This is a genomic window from Herbaspirillum sp. GW821-FHT09A12, assembly GCF_059418325.1.
Map to the genome: position 1 here is coordinate 92,019 of NZ_JBWKPR010000007.1, position 18,977 is coordinate 110,995.

An 18,977-nucleotide genomic window follows, 5' to 3' on the forward strand; every position below is an offset into this window, starting at 1 on the left:
TGAATAGCGGGAGCCGTTTTTCATTGTCCTTCACATCTTCACATTCGCATCGTGTCTCAGCTCCCGCCCTCATAGCCATTCTGCCGCCACGCCTCATACACCACCACCGCCACGGTGTTGGAGAGATTGAGGCTGCGGTTGTCCGGCCGCATCGGCAGGCGGATGCGCTGCGCGGCCGGGAAAGATTCGCGCAACGCCGGCGCCAGCCCGCGCGTTTCGGCGCCGAACACGAAGGTGTCGCCCGGGCGGAAGGCGAGGCCGGCGAACGGCGTCGAACCGTGGGTGGTCATGGCGAACATGCGCGCCGGATCGAATTGCGGATCGGCGCGGCGGCGTTCCAGGAAGGTGTCCCAATCCGGGTGCACCTGCATGGTCGCGTAATCATGGTAGTCGAGCCCGGCACGGCGCATCTTGGCGTCGTCGAGCGGAAAGCCGAGCGGTTCGATCAGGTGTAGTTGCGCGCCGGTGTTGGCGCACAGGCGGATGATGTTGCCGGTATTGGGAGGGATCTCCGGCTCGACCAGTACGACGTGAAACAAGCAAATCTCCTGAAAATGCGATGCCGGATCAGCCCGGCAGGGTGCGCGCGAAAACCAGGTTGGTCACGCGCTTGGCGCCGAAACGCTTGAGGGTGGCGGCCAGTTCGTTGAGGGTCTCGCCGGTGGTCATGACATCGTCGACGATGCCTACGTGGCGGCCGCGCACATGATCCATGGCGTCGTAAGGCACCACGAAGGCCTTGCGGATATTGCGGCCGCGCGCCGCCAGCGGCAGGCCGGACTGCGCCTGGGTTTCTTTCACCCGTTCGAGCAGGGATGGATGCAATGGAATGTCGAGCAGCCTGGACAGCGGCTTGGCGATTTCCAGCGCCTGGTTGAAGCCGCGTTCCTGGAGGCGGACGCGGCCCAGCGGAACCGCCGCCAGCATGGTCGGCAGCGGCGCCTGGGCAGCGCTGCCCGGCAGCGGAGCGCGCAGCGCGGCGTTGCGGATCAGTTCGGCCAGCAGCGGCGCCAGCCGCAGGTCGCCGCCGAACTTCAGGGCCAGCACCAGTTGGTCGGACGGCGCGAAATAGTCGGTGGCGACAATGGTGGCGTCGAACGCAGGCTTGTTCTTGAGGCAGGCGCCGCAACGCAATTCCTTGCCGGTGGCCGGCATCGGCAGCGCACATTGGAGGCAGCGCCGATGCTGGCGCGTGAAGAAGCGCTGGCGGCAAGGCGCGCACAGCGTGTCGCGCCCGGCCTCGCCGCACAGGGCGCAGGAGGAGGGCAGCAGTTGCGGAATGCGGGCCAGCATGCGTTTCACCCAGCCGGCCTGTTGCGGCTTGGCCGGCGCTGCCCGCTTGTAGGCGGCAGCCGTCTTGGGCGCGGCAGGCGCATTGCTGGGTTTGTGCGGTTTGACGTCCATGGGGTTGCGCCCGGGGAAAATGGATTTCGACTAAACTACGGCCATTATCTCACCTGTTTCCCGATTCGATGTCCCTCAGTCCGCCATCCGCCAGCGCCAAACTCAGCGCGCCGATCGATTTGCCTTTGGTGCGCCGTACCTTTGGCCGGCCGCAGCGGGTGGCCGAATCCGACTTCCTGCGCCGCGAGGTGTCCTGGCGCATGCAGGAGCGCCTGGCGCTGGTGAAGATCGCTCCCAACCAGGTGCTCGACGCCGGCTGCGGCGAGGGCGCCGATTTGCCGATGCTGCAAAAGCGTTATCCCGAGGCTCAGGTGGTCGGGCTGGACGGCGCCTACAGCATGCTGTGCGTGGCCGCCGAGCACCAGCGCGGCGCCCGGTCGGCGGTCAACCGCCTGTTCGGCTCCATCAACAAGTGGCTGGGCGCTGCCGGCGGCAACGGCCCCGAGCTGGCGTGCGCCGATTTCGCCCAACTCCCTTTGGGACACAATTCGCTCGACCTGGTCTGGTCCAACCTGGCGCTGCACTGGCATCCGCAGCCCGACCGCGTGTTCGCCGAATGGCGGCGCGTGCTGCGGGTGGAAGGCTTGCTGATGTTCTCGTGCTTCGGCCCGGATACCCTGCGCGAAGTGCGCGGCGCCTTCGAGAGCATCGACCTGGCGCCGCATACCCTGCCGTTCGTGGACATGCACGACTTCGGCGACATGCTGGTCAATGCCGGCTTTTCCACGCCGGTGATGGACATGGAAACGATTACCGTGACCTACGAGACGCCGCAACGCCTGCTGCAAGACGTGCGCGCCTGGGGCGGCAATCCGCTGGAAACGCGCCGCCGCGGGCTGCTCTCGCGCGGCCAGCGCCAGCGCCTGCTGGCGGCCCTCGAGGCGATGCGCAACCGCGACGGCAAGATACCGCTGACGTTCGAGGTGGTGTATGGCCACGCCTTCCGGCCGGTGCCGAAACAGACCGCATCCGGCGAAAGCATCATCCGGTTCGATTTGCCCAGGAAGTAGTGGCAACGGCATATAAGGCTTAGTTGCCAAAGTCCATCTGGAATCGGCCATCGTTGTTGTATCGTTACGCCCTGCCAGAATCGGGCGCAGGCCTTGGAAGCCAGTCTGCAAGCCGGGCGGCGGGCGGCAGTGCCTGTTTGGAGCGGTTCGGTAAAAACGTTCAGGGGCATGGGATTGGGTTTGCTTGATCACGGGCGGCGTTACCCCTTATACTCAAACGGTTAAGAATTTAAGAATAAATAAAGAGCCGCCATGCGGACAGCACCAGCGCCACAGGGCGTCGCGGAGGGCGGCAACCGCCCCGTGATGCAGCGCCGGCGCGGTCTTCAGCGGTTCGACTTAGAGACACGCTCGACCGACAATCATGCTGGCGAGGTGCTATGGAGACGCGGGAATGGATATTGAAGCGCAATTGTTCGATTGCGCCGCGCCAGTTGGCGTGGGTCTTTGCAATACTCTGTGCCGTATCGCTGGCGGTCGCGTTGGCATTCACCGTCCATGGCGCCTGGATCATCCTGATTTTTTCTGTCATTGAGCTTTCGGCGGTCGGCATCGCCTTCCTGGTGTACGCCCGCCATGCAACTGATCGTGAATATGTCGCTTTGTTGGACGACTGCCTGGTCGTCGAATTGACGCAGGCAGGCAAGGCAAGCCGTATCAAGCTGGATCCGCGCCGCTCGCGCATCGCCTTCCCTGTCGCCCGCCAGTCGCTGGTGGGGCTGGAGTGTTCCGGCATGCGTGTGGAAGTAGGCCGTTTTATGAGCGAATGGAAACGACGCGAGTTCGCGCGCGAGCTGGAACGCGAATTGTCCGCAAGGATCGGCGTGTTGGCGAAATTCTAATTCTTATAAATTTTGGGCTTTTGAGGAAATCCATGAAACATGCGAAGCGCCTTCAATCGTTGACCCTCGGTGCATCGCTGCTGGCGGCGGGAATCCCGTCCTGGGCAGTGGTGGACAGTCCAGGGGGACCCGCAGTAAGGCAAATGAACTTCCAGCCGCCCGTCACCCAAATCGCCGAACAAATCTACGACCTGCACATCCTGATGCTGATCATCTGCCTGGTGATCTTCGTGGCGGTGTTCGGCGTCATGTTCTATTCCATCCTCAAGCACCGCAAGTCGCTTGGCCACAAGGCTTCCACCTTCCATGAAAGCACGACGGTGGAAATCGCCTGGACCGTGGTGCCGTTCCTGATCGTGATCGGCATGGCGCTGCCGGCCACCAAGACGGTGGTGGCGATGAAGGATACTTCCAATGCCGACCTCACCATCAAGGTCACCGGCATGCAATGGAAGTGGGGCTACGATTACCTGAAGGGCGAGGGCGAAGGCATTTCCTTCCTCTCCAACCTGGCCACGCCGCGCGAGCAGATTACCGATGCCTCGATCAAGAAGAACGACAACTACCTGCTGGAAGTGGACAACCCGGTCGTGGTGCCGGTCAACAAGAAGGTGCGCATCGTCACCACCGCCAACGACGTGATCCACTCGTGGACCGTTCCCGCCTTCGGCGTCAAGCAGGATGCGATCCCCGGCTTCGTGCGCGACACCTGGTTCCGGGCCGAGAAGATCGGCACCTATCGCGGCCAGTGCGTCGAGCTGTGCGGCAAGGACCACGCTTTCATGCCCATCGTGGTGAATGTGGTCAGCGAGGCCGACTACAAGACCTGGGTCGATGAAAAGAAGAAGGAAATGGCGGCCAAGGCCGACGATCCGAACAAGACCTGGACCATCGACGAGCTCAAGCAGCGCGGCGAAAAGGTCTATACCGCCAATTGCGCGGTCTGCCACCAAGCCAACGGCCGTGGTGTGCCCGGCGCCTTCCCGCCGCTGGACGGCGACCCGGTGGTCAACGGCCCCAGGGCGCAGCAGATCCATGTGGTGTTGAACGGCAAGAACGCCATGCCGGCGTGGAAGACCGTGCTCAACGACACCGAGATCGCCGCCGTCATCACCTATACGCGCAACAGCTGGTCCAACAAGGCGCAGGAAAACATCGTTCAGCCCGCCGAAGTGCTGGCCGGCCGCAAGTAATCGATTGGAGAACAGGACTATGACCACCACCGTTGATCACACCCCTGATCATTCCCACGATCACGCGCATGGCCACGATCACGACCACGCGCACGACCACGGCCATCCGCACGGCTGGCGCCGCTGGCTGTTCGCCACCAACCACAAGGACATCGGCACGCTCTACCTGTGGTTCTCGTTCACCATGCTGCTCTCGGGCGGCGTGCTGGCATTGCTGATCCGCGCCGAGCTGTTCCATCCGGGCCTGCAGTTCTTCCGTCCCGAGTTCTTCAACCAGTTGACCACCATGCACGGCCTGGTGATGGTGTTCGGCGCCATCATGCCGGCCTTCGTCGGCTTCGCCAACTGGATGATCCCGCTGCAGATCGGCGCCTCCGACATGGCGTTCGCGCGCATGAACAACTTCTCGTTCTGGCTGCTGCCGCCGGCGGCGCTGCTGCTGGCAGGCTCGTTCCTGGCGCCGGGCGGGGCCACCGCCGCGGGCTGGACGCTGTACGCGCCGCTGTCGACCCAGATGGGCCCAGGCATGGACATGGCCATCTTCGCCATGCACATCATGGGCGCTTCGTCGATCATGGGTTCGATCAACATCATCGTCACCATCCTCAACATGCGCGCGCCCGGCATGACGCTGATGAAGATGCCGATGTTCTGCTGGACCTGGCTGATCACCGCCTACCTGCTGATCGCGGTCATGCCGGTGCTGGCAGGCGCCATCACCATGACGCTCACCGACCGCCACTTCGGCACCTCGTTCTTCAACGCCGCCGGCGGCGGCGACCCGGTGATGTACCAGCACATCTTCTGGTTCTTCGGCCACCCCGAGGTGTACATCATGATCTTGCCGGCCTTCGGCATCGTCTCGCAGATCATCCCGGCCTTTGCGCGCAAGCCGCTGTTCGGCTATGCCTCGATGGTGTACGCGACCGCTTCGATTGCGATCCTGTCCTTCATCGTCTGGGCGCACCACATGTTCACCACCGGCATGCCGGTGACCGCGCAACTGTTCTTCATGTACGCCACCATGCTGATCGCGGTGCCGACCGGCGTGAAGATCTTCAACTGGATCGCCACCATGTGGCGCGGCTCGATGACCTTCGAGACGCCGATGCTGTTTTCGGTCGGCTTCATCTTCGTGTTCACCATGGGCGGCTTCACCGGCCTGATCCTGGCGGTGACTCCGATCGACATCCAGATGCAGGATACCTACTACGTGGTGGCGCACTTCCACTATGTGCTGGTGGCCGGTTCGCTGTTCGCGCTGTTCGCCGGCTACTATTACTGGGGCCCGAAGTGGACCGGCTACATGTACAACGAATGGCGCGGCAAGTTCCACTTCTGGGCTTCGCTGATCACGTTCAACGTCACCTTCTTCCCGATGCACTTCCTCGGGCTGGCCGGCATGCCGCGCCGCTATGCGGACTATCCGGCGCAGTTCACCGACTTCAACATGCTGGCCTCGATCGGCGCCTTCGGTTTCGGCCTGAGCCAGGTGTACTTCCTGTTCTGGGTGGTGATCCCATCGATCAAGGGCGGCAAGAAGGCCGAAGCCAAGCCATGGGAAGGCGCGGAAGGCCTGGAGTGGACCGTACCCAGCCCGGCGCCTTTCCACACGTTCGAAGAGCCGCCTGTTTTCAAGTGACGAGCCGGGCGCACGCGGGCAATGCCGGTGTGCGCCGACCAACCCGGGATTCCCATGTCTGATCGCAAGCAACCGAACAATCTGCGCACCGGCCTGTTGCTGGGGCTGGTGGCGCTGGCCTTCTTCGTCGGCATCTTCGTCAACCGCATCTGGTTCGCCAAATGAGCAAGAGCGATCCGCAAGGCGGGAGCCAGGAGCGCGTGCTGAACCGCGTGATGCTGCGCAAGCTGGTGGTGGTGGCGGTGCTGATGTTCGGCTTCGGCTACGCGCTGATTCCGTTGTACCGCAAGATCTGCGAGGTGACCGGCGTCAATTTCCTGACGCTCAAGGATGCGACGGTGGAAGCGCCGTCCAATACGCAGGTCGACAAGTCGCGCACGGTCACCATCGAGTTCGACGGCAATTCGCAGGGGCCGTGGCGTTTCCGGCCGACGGTGGCGAGCATGCAGGTGCATCCGGGCGAGATGACCCAGGTGACCTACGAAGTGGTGAATACGCAGTCGCGCAATGTGGACGCCCAGGCGATTCCCAGTTATGCGCCGCAGCAGTCGGCGGCCTTCTTCAAGAAGGTGGAGTGCTTCTGCTTCACGCAGCAAACGCTGGGGCCGAACGAGGCCAAGCAGATGCCGGTGGTGTTCTACATCGATCCCAAGCTGCCCAAGGATGTGACGACGATCACGCTCTCGTATACCTTCTTCGAGATCGGCGGCAAGGACAAGACGCAGGGTTGAACCGGCGGATGCGCCAGGAGGGCAGGCAGTGAGCGAGGATCTGAAACAGGCATCGCAACGCAAGGCGTCGTTCGGCGCGACGATGAAGGCGGTGTTCTGGTCCTTCTTCGGCGTGCGCAAGAAGAGCGACTACGAGTCTGATGCCGCCAGGCTCAATCCGGTCCACGTACTGGTGGCCGGCGTGATCGGCGCGGCCATCTTCGTGGCGGTGCTGGTGGTCATCGTGAAGCTGGTGGTGGCGCAGGCCGCGACATGACAATGCATCAACGGCAAGTGGCCGGCAGCGCCTGAAACGGGCGCAGGCCATTCAAAACAACGAAACAACGAGTCAGCTGAATTTCGTATCGGGAGATGGAAATGAGTTCTCAACAAGCCAAGGCGCCGCATTACTTCGTTCCGGGGCCGTCGCGCTGGCCGATGATGGCCGGCATATCGATGCTCATCACGATGGCCGGCGCATCGGCATGGGTCAACGGCGTACCATGGGCGCCGTATGTCAACATCTTCGGCATCCTGATGGTGCTGGTGGTGCTGTATTACTGGTTCGGCGACGCCATCAAGGAGTCCGAGTCCGGCCTCTACGGCGAGCACGTCGACCGCTCCTACCGCTGGAGCATGAGCTGGTTCATCTTCTCGGAAGTGATGTTCTTCGCCGCCTTCTTCGGGGCATTGTTCTATGCGCGCAGCATCACGATGCCCTGGCTGGCAGACCTCGACCACAAGGTGATCTGGCCCGACTTCGCCGCGCACTGGGGCAACGTCGGCCCGGCGGGCACCGTGGAGAGCTTCAACACCATGGGGCCGTTCCCGATCCCGACCATCAATACCTTGCTGCTGCTCAGTTCAGGCGTGACCCTGACCATCTCGCACCATGCGCTGCGCGCCGGCCACCGCCAGAAGACGGCGGTGTGGCTGTTCCTGACGATTCTGCTGGGCGCGGTGTTCATGGGGTTCCAGGCGTACGAATACATCCATGCCTACACCGAATTGAACTTGAAGCTGACCTCCGGCATCTATGGTTCGACCTTCTTCATGCTGACCGGCTTCCACGGCTTCCACGTGACGATGGGCGCGATCATGCTGTCGGTGGTGCTGTATCGCCTGTTGCGCGGCCATTTCACGCCGACCAACCACTTCGCCTTCGAAGGCGCGGCCTGGTACTGGCACTTTGTGGACGTGGTGTGGCTGGGCTTGTACGTTGTGGTGTACTGGCTGTAAGCCTGTTCCTGGCCTAAGGATGTGAAAAAGCCGCACCCGTGTGCGGCTTTTTCATGCGGTCAGCGTATGCCGGTGGGCTGTATCCATCCGAGCTTGTAGCTCAGCAGGATGAACAGGAACAGCGCCACCGAGAAGCCCACGCGCAAGGTCAGGGCCTGCACCGTGCGGTTGCTTTTGCCCTTGTCGCGCATGAGGAAGATCAGCGCGGAAGCCAAGCTGGCGAGGATGAGGATGAACGCGATCGCGACGATGATTTTCATGAGGGTAGAATCCCGGTGTCTCCGCCGCGTCGCCGGGGTGCATCGCCGGCGCGGCCGTTTGAAATATTTTCGTCCATTGTAGAGCGTGTTATGAATTATTTCAGCCCCCGCTGCGGGCCGCCTGCTGCCTTACTCCTCCTTGCCGTGGCGCCACCACGACGCGTCGTCGCGCCTTGCATTCGGCCCGTTGCCGGGGCTGCGCGGGGGGCTGAAATAATTCATAACACGCTCTAATGCCAATCAGATTCCGAATCCGCTGGATCCCCTTGTGCGCCACGATCGCGGTCGCCGCCGCCGGCATCGCCCTGGGGCAATGGCAGACCCATCGCGCCGAGGAGAAGCTGGCGATCCAGCAGCGCATCGAGGCGCGCGCCAAGGAAGCGCCCTTGCAGGCGCTGCCGCCCGATAGCGAGGCCGGCGCCAGCGAATTCCGCCATGTCCTGCTGGAGGGGGAGTTCGTGCCGCAGTGGACGGTCTACCTGGAAAATCGTCCGCATGACGGCGCGGTGGGCTTCCATGTGCTGACGCCGTTTAAAATAGCGGGTTCGCAGCGCACCGTCATGGTGGCGCGAGGCTGGGCGCCGCGCGATGTCGCCGATCGCGCCAAGGTGCCGCATCCGCCCACGCCGTCCGGCTTGACGCGCATCGATGGCGTCTTGCGCCGCGATGCCGGCCATGTGCTGCAGTTGGGGCAGGCCGATGCGCCCAGGCCGGGTGCGATCCTGCAGAACCTGGATATCGCCGCGCTGGCCGCGGCCAGCGGCTTGCAACTGTCGTCGCTGGTGGTGGAACAACGCGCCGCGCCGCCGGATGGCGACGATGGGCTGGCGCGCGACTGGCCGGCGCCTGCGCTGGGCATCGATCGCCACCGCGCTTATGCCTTGCAGTGGTATGCGTTGGCGGCGATGGCGCTGGTATTTTTTCTTGTTACGGGATTGAGACGCAAGGGTAACGACAGGCAATGACAAACCTCGATGCAAGCCGGCCGGCGGCTGCCGCTGCCGCCGACGATGAAAAGCGCCGCCGTCGCGGCCGCTGGAAGATGCTGCTGGTGGTGCTGGTGTGCGCGGCGCCGATGATCGCGTCGTATTTCACCTATTACGTGATCAAGCCGGAGAGCCGCAACAACTACGGCACGCTGATCGACCCGCGCCAGTATCCGATTCCCGACCTGGGCAGCAGCGCGCTCGACGGCGACCGTGCCGGGCTGGAGGATTACAAGGGCAAGTGGATCATGTTGCAGGTGGACAGCGCCGACTGTGCCGCCGCCTGCCGCAACAAACTGTTTACCATGCGCCAGTTGCGGCTGATGCAAGGCAAGGAAATGGAGCGCGTCGAACGCGTCTGGCTGGTGACCGACAAGGCGCCGGTGGAGACCATGCTCATACGCGAATACGACGGCACCGATATGCTGCGGGTGGATGCGGCCAGGCTGAAGGCCTGGCTGCCGGTGGAGGCGGGCGGTTCGGCCGAGGACCATATCTACCTGATCGACCCGCTGGGCAATTTGATGATGCGTTTCCCCAAGGACCCGGATCCGGGCAAGATGAAGAAGGATATTTCCAAGCTGCTGCGCGCCTCGGCCATCGGCTAGGCCAGGCGTGACGCGGCGCAGGTTTGAAAGAAGATGAACGCAACGACGCTGATTGAACTGGGGCTGACCGGCCTCCTGCTGGCATTGATTCCGCTTTCGCTGGTATGGCGGGCCAAGGGCTTCGACAACAAGTACCGCAAGCTGGTGTGGGTGACGATGTTCTTCACCTTCGACCTGATCATGTTCGGCGCCTTTACCCGGCTCACCGATTCCGGCCTGGGCTGCCCGGACTGGCCGGGCTGCTACAACCATTCCAATCCTTTGCTGGCGCATGCGCATATCAACGCCGCGCAGGAAGCCATGCCGACCGGCCCGGTGACCTGGGGCAAGGCCTGGATCGAGATGACGCACCGCTATTTCGCCATGGCGGTGGGCGTGCTGATCATCGCGCTGATGGCGATGGCCTGGCGGCGCTGGATCAAGTCGCAGGGGACCGAGCCCCAATACCGCCCGTGGTTCCCGACGGCCCTGCTGGGTTTCGTCTGCCTGCAAGGCGCCTTCGGCGCCTGGACCGTGACCATGAAGCTGCAACCCGTCATCGTCACCATCCACCTGCTGCTGGGACTGACGCTGTTGGCCATGCTGGCCTGGCTGGCCGCGCGCCAGAGTCCGCACCTGCCGGTGACGCCCGCCGCCCGGGCACTGGTGTGGCCGGCCACGATAGGGCTGGCGCTGCTGACGCTGCAGATCGCGCTGGGCGGCTGGGTCAGCACCAATTACGCGGCGCTGGCCTGCACCGACTTCCCGCTGTGCAACGGCAAGCTGGTGCCGGACATGGATTTCGAACATGGCTTCACCCTGTGGCGCCACCTGGGCATGACGGCCGGCGGCGACTTCCTGCCGTTCCAGGCGTTGACGGCGATCCACTGGGTGCACCGCAGTTTCGCCTTTGTCGTGATCTTGTATGTTGTATGGCTGGCACACAAGGCGCTGCGCGACGCAGGCCTGCGCAAGACCGGCCGCTGGCTCCTGATCATCGTGGGTTTGCAGCTGGCCACGGGCCTGGCGACCATCTACCTGAGCTGGCCGCTGGCCATTGCTGTGGTGCACAACGGCGGGGCGGCGCTGCTGGTCATATTGCTGGTCATGTTAAACTACAAGGCTCGATACGCTCCCGCCGGCATCGCCGAGGCTAATTCACAGCCGGCCGTTGCCGCGCCACTAGGCTCTGTATGACCACTCTGACCGCCCAACCCAACCGCATCGCCCAGTACTGGGCCCTGACCAAGCCGCGCGTGACGCAACTGGCCGTGTTCTGCGCCGTGATCGGCATGTTCCTGTCGAGTCCGGAGTTGCCGGACTGGCACAAGGTGGTGTTCGGTACCGTGGGCATCTGGCTGCTGGCCGGCGCCGCTTTTGCGATCAACTGCCTGGTCGAACGCGAAATCGATTCGCGCATGGCGCGCACCGCCCGCCGTCCGCTGGCGCGCGGCGAGATCACCGTGACCCAGACGCTGATATTCTCGGGCGTCATCGGCGGCCTGGGCATGTGGGTGCTCTACAACCTGGTCAATCCGCTGACCATGTGGCTGACCTTCGCCACCTTCGTCGGCTACGCCATCATCTACACCATCATCCTCAAGCCCGCCACGCCGCAGAACATCGTGATCGGCGGCCTGGCCGGCGCCATGCCGCCGGCGCTGGGCTGGGCCGCGATCGCCAACGACGTGCCGATGCAGGCCTGGGTGCTGGTGATGATCATCTTCATCTGGACCCCGCCGCACTTCTGGGCGCTGGCCATGTACCGCCGCGACGACTACGCCAAGTCCGGCCTGCCGATGCTGCCGATCACGCATGGCATGGAGGTGACCAAGTTCCACATCCTGATGTACACCATCGCACTGCTGGCGACCAGCATGCTGCCTTTCGCCATCGGGATGAGCGGCCTGATCTACCTGGCTACCGCTATCGTGCTGGGCGGCATCTTCTTCTGGTATTCGTGGCAGATCTACCGCCACTACACCGACCTGATCGCCCGCAAGGCGTTTGCCTATTCCATCGTCTACCTGTCGATTTTGTTCGCGGTGCTGCTGGTGGACCACTATTTCCTGTTCCGTACCTTCTGACCTGATGACGCGATTCCTCTCTACGCTGCTGCTGGCAGCTTGCGCTACCTTGCTGGCCGCTTGCGGCCAGTCCAAGCCAGAACTCAAGTTCAACAATACCGATGTCACCGGCCTGGATTACGCCAAGGATTTCGCGCTGACCGACCACACCGGCCGCCCGCGTACACTGGCTGATTTCAAGGGCAAGGTGGTGGTGATGTTCTTCGGCTATACCCAGTGCCCGGACGTGTGCCCGACCACCATGGTCGAGATGGCCAACGTGATGAAGGAGCTGGGCCCCGACGCCGACCGCGTGCAGGTGCTGTTCGTCACCGTCGACCCCGAGCGCGATACCCAGGAAATCCTGTCGCAATATGTGCCGGCGTTCGACCAGCGCTTCCTCGGCCTGCGCGGCGACCTGGCGCAGACGGAAAAGGTGGCCAAGGAATTCAAGGTGTTTTATCAGAAGGTGCCGGGCAAGCAGCCGGGCAGCTATACGATGGACCACACCGCGGGCAGCTATGTGTTCGACCCGAAAGGACACATCCGCCTGTTCATCAAGCACGGCCAGGACCCGCAGACGCTGGCGCACGATATCAAGCTGTTGTTGTCCTGAGCGCAAACCGTACAGACAAGCAAAAAGGCCAGTCATGATGACTGGCCTTTTTGCTTTGTGCCTTGCAGGGAAGATTACGAATACGCCTGCAGCGAAGTCTTCATCTTCTTCAGCGCTACCGCTTCGATCTGGCGGATGCGCTCGGCGGATACGCCGAACTCGTCGGCCAGCTCATGCAGGGTGGCGCCGGAGCCGTCGTCGTTGGCCAGCCAGCGGGCTTCCACGATACGGCGCGAGCGGTCATCCAGCTTGGACAAGGCGGTTTCAATGCCTTCCGACTGCATGCGGTCGTAACGCTTGGCTTCCATCACGCGGGTCGGCTCGGTGTTTTCCGAGGACAGGTAGGCGATCGGCGCGAACTTGTCGTCATCGTCATCGGTCGGCGACTCCAGCGCGATATCGCGGCCGGACAGGCGCGTTTCCATCTCGATCACTTCTTCGCGCTTGACGTCCAGCGTCTTGGCCAGCGCCTCGACCTGGGCCGGCGACATCGCGTCCAGGCCTTCCTTGTGGCTGCGCAGGTTGAAGAACAGCTTGCGCTGGGCCTTGGTGGTGGCCACCTTGACCAGACGCCAGTTCTTCAGGATGTACTCGTGGATCTCGGCCTTGATCCAGTGCATGGCGTAAGACACCAGGCGCACGTTCTGGCCCGGATCGAAGCGCTTGACCGCCTTCATCAGGCCGATGTTGCCCTCCTGGATCAGGTCGGCATGCGGCAGGCCGTAGCCCAGATAGCCGCGGGCGATCGACACCACCAGGCGCAGGTGCGACAACACCATTTTCTGGGCGGCGCCCAGATCGTTCTTTTCGCGCAGGTCGCGGGCCAGCTGGACTTCTTCTTCCTGCGTCAGCATGGGCAGGCGGTTCACTGCCGAAATATATGCGTCGATGTTGCCCAGGCTGCCGGAAAAACCGAGCGCGAGTGCATTCGACTCGACCGGCATGAGTGCAGATTGTGCAGACGCTGATTTCATTGATTCTCCTTGTTTCCTAAACGGAAGGACGTGTAGATTAAAGCAATGCTTTAAAGCTGGAGCATTTCGATAGGGTATTTTAGCACTCGTCATTTGAGAGTGCTAATTGCAAGTTTGGAAGACCCCGATAGAACTGCTCTATTGCAGTTCTGACAATCATTGCTTTCGTCCCTGCATATTAGAAGGACATGGGGGATGAAAGTTGCTGCGGCAGGTCAAAAAGGAAGTCAAAAACCTGTAACAAATTCTGCAAGACGGTAGAGCTAAATCTAGGGCTATTTGATGGCTTTTCAAGGATTATTGACAAAAATGGCCGCCGGCATCGCCAGCGGCCATTGCATTGCAGAAATGCCGGCTTTTTACTTCATGCGCGCCAGGTGCCGGCGCACCGACATCATCGCGCCGAACAGGCCGAGCAGGGCGCTCACCGCCAGCAGCAGGCCGATCGCCATGGCGCTGGGCGGCGCCAGCTGGAATTCGGATGCATACAGGTGGGCGAAATCCAGAATGGCGGCATTCAGCGGCTGCTGCGCGGCGATCACCAGGCCCAGCGCCACCATCCCGGCACACAAGCCGAGCAAGGCGCCGGTGTAGTAAAACGGGCGATGGATGAAAGCGTTGGTGGCGCCAAGGAGGCGCGAGACCTCGATTTCCTCGCGCTGCGTCATCACTTGCAGGCGGATGGTGTTGAACACCACCGCTACCACCACCGCGCCCAGCGTGATGCCCAGGAACAACAGCACCAGCCGCAGGATGCGCAGCAGCGCCGCCAGCCGCTTGACCCAGGCCGAGTCGATCTGCACCGTGTCCACCCCCGGCTGGTTGGTCAGCTGTTGCGCGATATCGTCGACCCGGCCGGCATCCATGGCGTTCTGGAAGCCCGGCAGGCGCAGCACGAAGCTGTCCGGCAACGGATTGCTGCCCAGCGTGGCCAGCACGTCGGCCAGGCCGGTCTTGCTCTTCATGGCATCGAAAGCCTTTTCGCGCGGGATGAATTCCACGCGGCCCACAGTGTCGCTGTCCTTGAGCACCTGGGCAATGGTCTTGCCCATGGCTTGCGCGGAATCCCGGCTGGCGTCCATCTTCATGAAGATGCTGATTTCGGGCTCGACCGACATCTGGTCGGAAATCGGCCGCACGTTTTCCAGCGCCGACAGGCCGGCAAACGGCAGCGCCAGCGCGATCGACACCACCAGCACGTTGAGGATGAAGTTGCCCGGCGAGCGCAGCAGGTGGCGCAGCGCGTCGGCCGCGGCGGCGAAATGTTGGCGCAGCCAGTTCATGGCGACACCTCCACCGGATTGGCCACGCCGTTGTGCCAGCCGTCGACGATGCGGCCGCGGTCCAGGTAGACGATGCGGTCGGCGCCGGTCAGGTATTGCTCGTCGTGGGTCGAGATCAGGCAGGTCACGCCCACGCCGTGGAACGACTTGAGCGCGGCCAGCACCTTGTTGGCATTGGCGCGGTCAAGGTTGGCGGTGGGCTCGTCGGCCAGGATGATCTGCGGGCGGTTGACGATGGCGCGGGCGATCGCCACGCGCTGCTGCTCGCCGCCGGACAGTTCTTGCGGCTCGGACTGCGCCTTGTCCAGCAGATCGACCTTGTCCAGCGCCGCGCGTGCGCGCTTTTCGGCGTCCGCGCGCGAGGCGCCGGTGACGATCAGCGGCAGCATCACATTGGCCAGCAGGTTGCGGTCCAGCAGCAGGCGCTGCTGCTGGAAGATCAGGCCCAGGTTGCGACGCAGGTAGGGCAGGCCGGAGCCCTTGATGGCGCCGATGTCCTGGCCGCTCACGGTCAGTTTGCCCGCGCTCGGGCGTTCGATCGCCGCGATCATCTTCAGCAGGGTCGATTTGCCGGCGCCGGACGGGCCGGCCAGGAACAGCAGCTCGCCCTTGCCGACCGACAGGGAAATGTCGCGCAAGGCATAGACCTCGCGCGAATATTGTTTGGATACCCGGGAAAATTCAATCATTGAACTCAGCTCAATAGGGCGTCGACGAAATCGGTGGCGTTGAAGGGCTGCAGGTCTTCGATCTTTTCGCCCACGCCGATGAAATACAGCGGCACCGGACGGGTCTTGGCGATCGCGGCCAGGATGCCGCCCTTGGCGGTGCCGTCCAGCTTGGTCACCACCAGCCCGGTCAGGCCCAGCGCATCGTCGAAGGCCTTGACCTGGGCCAGCGCGTTCTGGCCGGTGTTGCCGTCGATGACCAGCAGCACTTCATGCGGCGCCGAGGCCATGCCTTTGGCGATCACGCGCTTGATCTTCTTGAGTTCGTCCATCAGGTGCAATTGCGTCGGCAGGCGGCCGGCGGTATCCACCATCACCACGCTGGTGCCGCGCGCCTGCGCCGAATGCACGGCGTCGAATGCGACTGCGGCCGGGTCGCCCGACTCCTGGGCGATCACGCTGACATTGTTGCGCTCGCCCCAGATCGCCAACTGCTCGCGCGCGGCGGCGCGGAAAGTGTCGCCGGCGGCCAGCAGCACCGACTGGCCATGGGCCTGCAGGTGCAGGGCCAGCTTGCCGATGGTGGTGGTCTTGCCGGCGCCGTTGACGCCGGCGATCATCATCACCAGCGGTTGTTCGCGGCCCAGCACCAGCGGCCGCTGCAACGGTTGCAGCAGTTCGATCAGCAGGCTGCGCAAGGCGGTGCGCACCTGGGCGGCTTCGGTCAGGCGGTCGGCCTTGACCTTTTTCTTCAGTTCGTCCAGCAGCCACTGGGTGGCCTCGACGCCGGCGTCGGACATCAGCAGCGCCGACTCCAGCTCTTCGTACAGGTCGTCATCGATGCGCGCGCCGACAAATAGCGTGGTCAGGTTGCTGGACGTCTTGGACAAGCCCGATTTCAGGCGCGACAGCCAGGAACGCTTGGCTTCCGGCGTCGGCTGGGGGGCTTCGACGATGTCGATATCTTCGGCTGCGGCCTCGGCGACGGGGTCGGTAACGTCGCCGACCTCCGGTTGGGCCGGGGGCAAATCGGCTTCGGCCAGTGGCGTTGCCGGCACGGAAACCGGGGGTGTGGCTGGCGTTTCAGGCTGGATGGGGGGCGCCGGCCGGGTTTCCGGCTGCACTTCCAGTTCAGGTTGCGGCTTGGGTTTTCTTTTGAAGAAACTAAACATCGGTGGCGGAATGGAATCGGTCTGGTTGTTGCCCGCGGCGCAAGCGGTGTGGCGCGCAGCAGGACGATCCGGGCGGATCGGGTTGCGGCGAGGGCGCCGCAACATGCCCTGACAAGCGCATGGGACAGGTTACAATTGCCCATCCACAAGACCCGCGCACAGCCGCCAGGGTCAATGAATCCCGCATTTTATCAGAGCATAGCGAATGAAATTGAAGATCAGGGCAATCCTCACCATCGGTCTTTTCGGCGTTTGCGCGACGTTGGCGCAGGCGCAGACGGCCCAGGAATTCGTGCTCAAGAACGGGATGAAGGTGGTGGTCAAGGAAGACCGCCGCGCGCCGACGGCGGTGCAGATGGTCTGGTACAAGGTCGGTTCGGTCGATGAGCTCAACGGCACCACCGGCATTTCGCATGCGCTGGAACACATGATGTTCAAAGGCACCAAGACGCACAAGGCCGGCGAGTTCAGCCGCCTGGTGGCTGAGATGGGCGGGCGCGAGAATGCCTTTACCGCCAACGATTACACCGCCTATTTCCAGCAGATCGAGAAATCCCGCCTGGAAGCCGTGATGGCGCTGGAAGCCGACCGCATGGCCAACCTGCAGTTCGACGCCGATGAGTTCGCCAAGGAAATCCGGGTGGTCATGGAAGAGCGCCGCTGGCGCACCGACGACCAGCCCATGGGCTTGCTCAACGAGGCGCTCAACGCCGCCGCCTGGACCGCCCATCCCTACCACCATCCGGTGGTGGGCTGGATGGACGACCTGCAGCATATGACTGTGCAGGATATCGCCGCCTGGTACCGCCAATGGTATGCGCCCAACAATGCCACCCTGGTGGTGGCGGGCGATGTCGATGCCCGGCGCGTGCTGGCGCTGGCCAACAAGTATTTCGGCAAGATCCCGCCGCACGCGCTGCCGCGGGAAAAGCCGCAGAACGAGCCGCAGCAGCTGGGCATGCGCCGCGTGACGGTCAAGGCGCCGGCCGAGAATCCCTATGTGGTGCTGGGCTTCAAGGTGCCTGGCCTGCGCGATGTCGAGCAGGATCAGGAAGCCTATGCGCTGGACGTTCTCTCGACGGTGCTCGACGGCTATGAGAATGCCCGCCTCACTGCGCGCCTGGTGCGCACTGACAGCAAGGCCACCGTGGTCGGCGCCAGCTACAGCGGCGTGGCGCGCGGCCCGGTGCTGTTTACGCTGGAAGGCAGCCCGGCCGAGGGCGTCAGCACCGAACAATTGGAAGGATTGCTGCGCGCCGAAGTCGAGCGCATCGCCAGGGACGGCGTGTCGCCGCAAGAGTTGCAGCGGGTCAAGACCCAACTGATCGCTTCCCAGACCTACAAGCGCGACTCGGTGTTTGGCCAGGCCATGGAAATCGGCATGATGGAAACCACCGGCATCGGCCAGAAGAACATCGACCGCATCATCGACCGGCTCAAGACCGTCACGCCTGAACAGGTGCAGGCGGTGGCGCAAAAATATTTCAAGGACGACAACCTGACCGTGGCCACGCTGGTGCCGTTGCCGCTGGACGGCAAGAAGCCTGCCCCGCCGCCGCCGGGGATGCTGCACTGAGTATTTGCAGGAACGTCGTTTTTCGCAATCGGCCAGGTTCGCTGTTCTTCTCGGAGGAAAACATGCCTGTCATCGTTGTTGCCAATCCCAAGGGCGGAGTCGGAAAAAGCACGCTGTCCACCAACCTGGCCGGGTATTTCGCCAGCCGCGGGCATGGCGTATTGCTGGGCGATATCGACCGCCAGCAATCAGCCCGCGCCTGGCTGAATATCCGGCCGTCGCAAGCGCGGCCGATCACGACCTGGGAGGTCAGCGAGGACTACATCGCCAAGCCGCCCAAGGGCACCAGCCACGTGGTGCTGGATACGCCGGCCGGCTTGCACGGCTGGCGCCTGAATGACACGCTGAAGATGGCCGACAAGGTGCTGGTGCCGTTGCAGCCGTCGATCTTCGACATCCTGGCGACGCAAGACTTCCTGCGCCGCCTGGCGGACGAGAAAAATGTGCGCAACGGCGAGATCGACGTGGGCATTGTCGGCATGCGGGTCGATGCGCGCACCCGTTCGGCCGAGCAGCTGCATCGCTTTATCGATGGCCTCAAGCTGCCGGTGCTGGGCTACTTGCGCGACACGCAGAATTATGTGCAACTGGCCGCGCATGGGCTGACGTTGTGGGACATCGCGCCCTCCCGCGTGCAGCGCGACCTTGAACAGTGGCAGCCGGTGCTGGACTGGGTGGAAAAGAAACACGGCGGATGATGCGCCAGGACGCCGCCTGGAACGGGCGTCTATTGCTTTTAATTGGTATCG

Annotated in this window: 22 protein-coding genes; 15 read left to right on the forward strand and 7 right to left on the reverse strand. The window is 63.1% G+C overall.

Annotated elements, in window-relative coordinates; translation table 11 throughout:
* Window positions 1–56 precede the first annotated feature (56 nt).
* Window positions 57–539, reverse strand: coding sequence for a tRNA (cytidine(34)-2'-O)-methyltransferase (locus tag AC07N6_RS16050; RefSeq protein WP_494782814.1), 483 nt, complete (start codon window positions 537–539; stop codon window positions 57–59).
* Window positions 540–567: 28 nt separating this feature from the next.
* Entirely contained in the window at window positions 568–1,404 is an 837-nt protein-coding gene (locus AC07N6_RS16055; protein ID WP_494782813.1) for a phosphoribosyltransferase family protein, read from the reverse strand.
* Window positions 1,405–1,472: 68 nt separating this feature from the next.
* On the opposite strand from AC07N6_RS16055, the gene AC07N6_RS16060 reads away from it, so the two are divergent.
* The 8 genes from AC07N6_RS16060 to AC07N6_RS16095 all read left to right on the forward strand — a co-directional run bounded on the left by AC07N6_RS16060 (window position 1,473) and on the right by AC07N6_RS16095 (window position 8,040).
* A complete protein-coding gene (locus AC07N6_RS16060) occupies window positions 1,473–2,414 on the forward strand; it encodes a methyltransferase domain-containing protein (protein ID WP_494782812.1) in 942 nt (313 codons plus the stop codon).
* A gap of 380 nt (window positions 2,415–2,794) precedes the next feature.
* Window positions 2,795–3,256 carry a DUF2244 domain-containing protein gene (locus AC07N6_RS16065; protein WP_494782811.1) on the forward strand — a complete coding sequence of 154 codons (462 nt, stop codon included), beginning with the start codon at window positions 2,795–2,797 and terminating at the stop codon, window positions 3,254–3,256.
* A 32-nt stretch (window positions 3,257–3,288) separates the two neighbouring features.
* A complete protein-coding gene (coxB, locus tag AC07N6_RS16070; protein ID WP_494782810.1) occupies window positions 3,289–4,449 on the forward strand; it encodes a cytochrome c oxidase subunit II in 1,161 nt (386 codons plus the stop codon).
* Between the two features lie 19 nt (window positions 4,450–4,468).
* Window positions 4,469–6,091 (forward strand): cytochrome c oxidase subunit I, encoded by a 1,623-nt coding sequence (ctaD, locus tag AC07N6_RS16075; RefSeq protein WP_494782809.1) that lies wholly within the window; start codon window positions 4,469–4,471, stop codon window positions 6,089–6,091.
* Between the two features lie 54 nt (window positions 6,092–6,145).
* Window positions 6,146–6,256 (forward strand): cytochrome oxidase small assembly protein, encoded by a 111-nt coding sequence (locus tag AC07N6_RS16080; protein ID WP_494782808.1) that lies wholly within the window; start codon window positions 6,146–6,148, stop codon window positions 6,254–6,256.
* A complete protein-coding gene (locus tag AC07N6_RS16085) occupies window positions 6,253–6,822 on the forward strand; it encodes a cytochrome c oxidase assembly protein (RefSeq protein WP_494782807.1) in 570 nt (189 codons plus the stop codon). Before AC07N6_RS16080 ends, AC07N6_RS16085 begins: the two co-directional genes overlap by 4 nt.
* A gap of 28 nt (window positions 6,823–6,850) precedes the next feature.
* Window positions 6,851–7,078 (forward strand): DUF2970 domain-containing protein, encoded by a 228-nt coding sequence (locus AC07N6_RS16090; protein ID WP_494782806.1) that lies wholly within the window; start codon window positions 6,851–6,853, stop codon window positions 7,076–7,078.
* A 101-nt stretch (window positions 7,079–7,179) separates the two neighbouring features.
* Window positions 7,180–8,040 (forward strand): cytochrome c oxidase subunit 3, encoded by an 861-nt coding sequence (locus AC07N6_RS16095; RefSeq protein ID WP_494782805.1) that lies wholly within the window; start codon window positions 7,180–7,182, stop codon window positions 8,038–8,040.
* 59 nt (window positions 8,041–8,099) lie between these two features.
* On the opposite strand, the gene AC07N6_RS16100 is transcribed toward AC07N6_RS16095, so the two are convergent.
* Window positions 8,100–8,300: a twin transmembrane helix small protein gene (locus tag AC07N6_RS16100; protein ID WP_006461519.1), complete on the reverse strand. Its 201-nt coding sequence runs from the start codon at window positions 8,298–8,300 to the stop codon at window positions 8,100–8,102.
* Window positions 8,301–8,533: 233 nt separating this feature from the next.
* Here AC07N6_RS16100 and AC07N6_RS16105 point away from each other — a divergent pair, with 233 nt between their 5' ends.
* The 5 genes from AC07N6_RS16105 to AC07N6_RS16125 are packed head-to-tail and all read left to right on the forward strand — an operon-like array spanning window position 8,534 to window position 12,555.
* Window positions 8,534–9,265 carry an SURF1 family protein gene (locus AC07N6_RS16105; RefSeq protein WP_494782804.1) on the forward strand — a complete coding sequence of 244 codons (732 nt, stop codon included), beginning with the start codon at window positions 8,534–8,536 and terminating at the stop codon, window positions 9,263–9,265.
* Complete coding sequence (locus tag AC07N6_RS16110) at window positions 9,262–9,894, forward strand: SCO family protein (protein ID WP_494782803.1); 633 nt, start codon at window positions 9,262–9,264, stop codon at window positions 9,892–9,894. The genes AC07N6_RS16105 and AC07N6_RS16110 overlap by 4 nt, the downstream gene beginning before the upstream one ends.
* Window positions 9,895–9,927: 33 nt before the next feature.
* Entirely contained in the window at window positions 9,928–11,070 is a 1,143-nt protein-coding gene (locus AC07N6_RS16115; protein ID WP_494782802.1) for a COX15/CtaA family protein, read from the forward strand.
* Window positions 11,067–11,960: a heme o synthase gene (cyoE, locus tag AC07N6_RS16120; RefSeq protein WP_494782801.1), complete on the forward strand. Its 894-nt coding sequence runs from the start codon at window positions 11,067–11,069 to the stop codon at window positions 11,958–11,960. Before AC07N6_RS16115 ends, cyoE begins: the two co-directional genes overlap by 4 nt.
* 4 nt (window positions 11,961–11,964) lie before the next feature.
* Window positions 11,965–12,555: an SCO family protein gene (locus tag AC07N6_RS16125; protein ID WP_494782800.1), complete on the forward strand. Its 591-nt coding sequence runs from the start codon at window positions 11,965–11,967 to the stop codon at window positions 12,553–12,555.
* A 74-nt stretch (window positions 12,556–12,629) separates the two neighbouring features.
* Here AC07N6_RS16125 and rpoH read toward each other — a convergent pair whose 3' ends face one another.
* The 4 genes from rpoH to ftsY all read right to left on the reverse strand — a co-directional run bounded on the left by rpoH (window position 12,630) and on the right by ftsY (window position 16,652).
* Window positions 12,630–13,529, reverse strand: a complete 900-nt coding sequence (rpoH, locus tag AC07N6_RS16130) for an RNA polymerase sigma factor RpoH (RefSeq protein ID WP_494782799.1) — start codon at window positions 13,527–13,529, stop codon at window positions 12,630–12,632.
* 359 nt (window positions 13,530–13,888) lie between these two features.
* Entirely contained in the window at window positions 13,889–14,812 is a 924-nt protein-coding gene (gene ftsX, locus AC07N6_RS16135; protein ID WP_494782798.1) for a permease-like cell division protein FtsX, read from the reverse strand.
* On the reverse strand, window positions 14,809–15,501 hold the full coding sequence (locus AC07N6_RS16140; RefSeq protein ID WP_141913728.1) for a cell division ATP-binding protein FtsE: 693 nt from the start codon (window positions 15,499–15,501) through the stop codon (window positions 14,809–14,811). Before AC07N6_RS16140 ends, ftsX begins: the two co-directional genes overlap by 4 nt.
* 5 nt (window positions 15,502–15,506) lie before the next feature.
* Window positions 15,507–16,652: a signal recognition particle-docking protein FtsY gene (gene ftsY, locus AC07N6_RS16145; RefSeq protein WP_494782897.1), complete on the reverse strand. Its 1,146-nt coding sequence runs from the start codon at window positions 16,650–16,652 to the stop codon at window positions 15,507–15,509.
* A 205-nt stretch (window positions 16,653–16,857) separates the two neighbouring features.
* Here ftsY and AC07N6_RS16150 point away from each other — a divergent pair, with 205 nt between their 5' ends.
* A complete protein-coding gene (locus AC07N6_RS16150) occupies window positions 16,858–18,228 on the forward strand; it encodes a M16 family metallopeptidase (RefSeq protein ID WP_494782797.1) in 1,371 nt (456 codons plus the stop codon).
* A 62-nt stretch (window positions 18,229–18,290) separates the two neighbouring features.
* Complete coding sequence (locus tag AC07N6_RS16155) at window positions 18,291–18,926, forward strand: nucleotide-binding protein (RefSeq protein ID WP_494782796.1); 636 nt, start codon at window positions 18,291–18,293, stop codon at window positions 18,924–18,926.
* Window positions 18,927–18,977: the final 51 nt, after the last annotated feature.

Coding starts and splice junctions, on each gene's coding strand:
- AC07N6_RS16065 (WP_494782811.1), top strand. CDS start 2,795: ATGGAGACGCGGGAATGGATATTGAAGCGCAATTGTTCGATTGCGCCG.
- cyoE (WP_494782801.1), top strand. CDS start 11,067: ATGACCACTCTGACCGCCCAACCCAACCGCATCGCCCAGTACTGGGCC.
- AC07N6_RS16060 (WP_494782812.1), top strand. CDS start 1,473: ATGTCCCTCAGTCCGCCATCCGCCAGCGCCAAACTCAGCGCGCCGATC.
- rpoH (WP_494782799.1), bottom strand. CDS start 13,529: ATGAAATCAGCGTCTGCACAATCTGCACTCATGCCGGTCGAGTCGAAT.
- AC07N6_RS16110 (WP_494782803.1), top strand. CDS start 9,262: ATGACAAACCTCGATGCAAGCCGGCCGGCGGCTGCCGCTGCCGCCGAC.
- coxB (WP_494782810.1), top strand. CDS start 3,289: ATGAAACATGCGAAGCGCCTTCAATCGTTGACCCTCGGTGCATCGCTG.
- AC07N6_RS16100 (WP_006461519.1), bottom strand. CDS start 8,300: ATGAAAATCATCGTCGCGATCGCGTTCATCCTCATCCTCGCCAGCTTG.
- AC07N6_RS16095 (WP_494782805.1), top strand. CDS start 7,180: ATGAGTTCTCAACAAGCCAAGGCGCCGCATTACTTCGTTCCGGGGCCG.
- AC07N6_RS16150 (WP_494782797.1), top strand. CDS start 16,858: ATGAAATTGAAGATCAGGGCAATCCTCACCATCGGTCTTTTCGGCGTT.
- AC07N6_RS16155 (WP_494782796.1), top strand. CDS start 18,291: ATGCCTGTCATCGTTGTTGCCAATCCCAAGGGCGGAGTCGGAAAAAGC.
- AC07N6_RS16085 (WP_494782807.1), top strand. CDS start 6,253: ATGAGCAAGAGCGATCCGCAAGGCGGGAGCCAGGAGCGCGTGCTGAAC.
- AC07N6_RS16125 (WP_494782800.1), top strand. CDS start 11,965: ATGACGCGATTCCTCTCTACGCTGCTGCTGGCAGCTTGCGCTACCTTG.
- AC07N6_RS16055 (WP_494782813.1), bottom strand. CDS start 1,404: ATGGACGTCAAACCGCACAAACCCAGCAATGCGCCTGCCGCGCCCAAG.
- AC07N6_RS16080 (WP_494782808.1), top strand. CDS start 6,146: ATGTCTGATCGCAAGCAACCGAACAATCTGCGCACCGGCCTGTTGCTG.
- ctaD (WP_494782809.1), top strand. CDS start 4,469: ATGACCACCACCGTTGATCACACCCCTGATCATTCCCACGATCACGCG.
- ftsX (WP_494782798.1), bottom strand. CDS start 14,812: ATGAACTGGCTGCGCCAACATTTCGCCGCCGCGGCCGACGCGCTGCGC.
- ftsY (WP_494782897.1), bottom strand. CDS start 16,652: ATGTTTAGTTTCTTCAAAAGAAAACCCAAGCCGCAACCTGAACTGGAA.
- AC07N6_RS16105 (WP_494782804.1), top strand. CDS start 8,534: ATGCCAATCAGATTCCGAATCCGCTGGATCCCCTTGTGCGCCACGATC.
- AC07N6_RS16115 (WP_494782802.1), top strand. CDS start 9,928: ATGAACGCAACGACGCTGATTGAACTGGGGCTGACCGGCCTCCTGCTG.
- AC07N6_RS16140 (WP_141913728.1), bottom strand. CDS start 15,501: ATGATTGAATTTTCCCGGGTATCCAAACAATATTCGCGCGAGGTCTAT.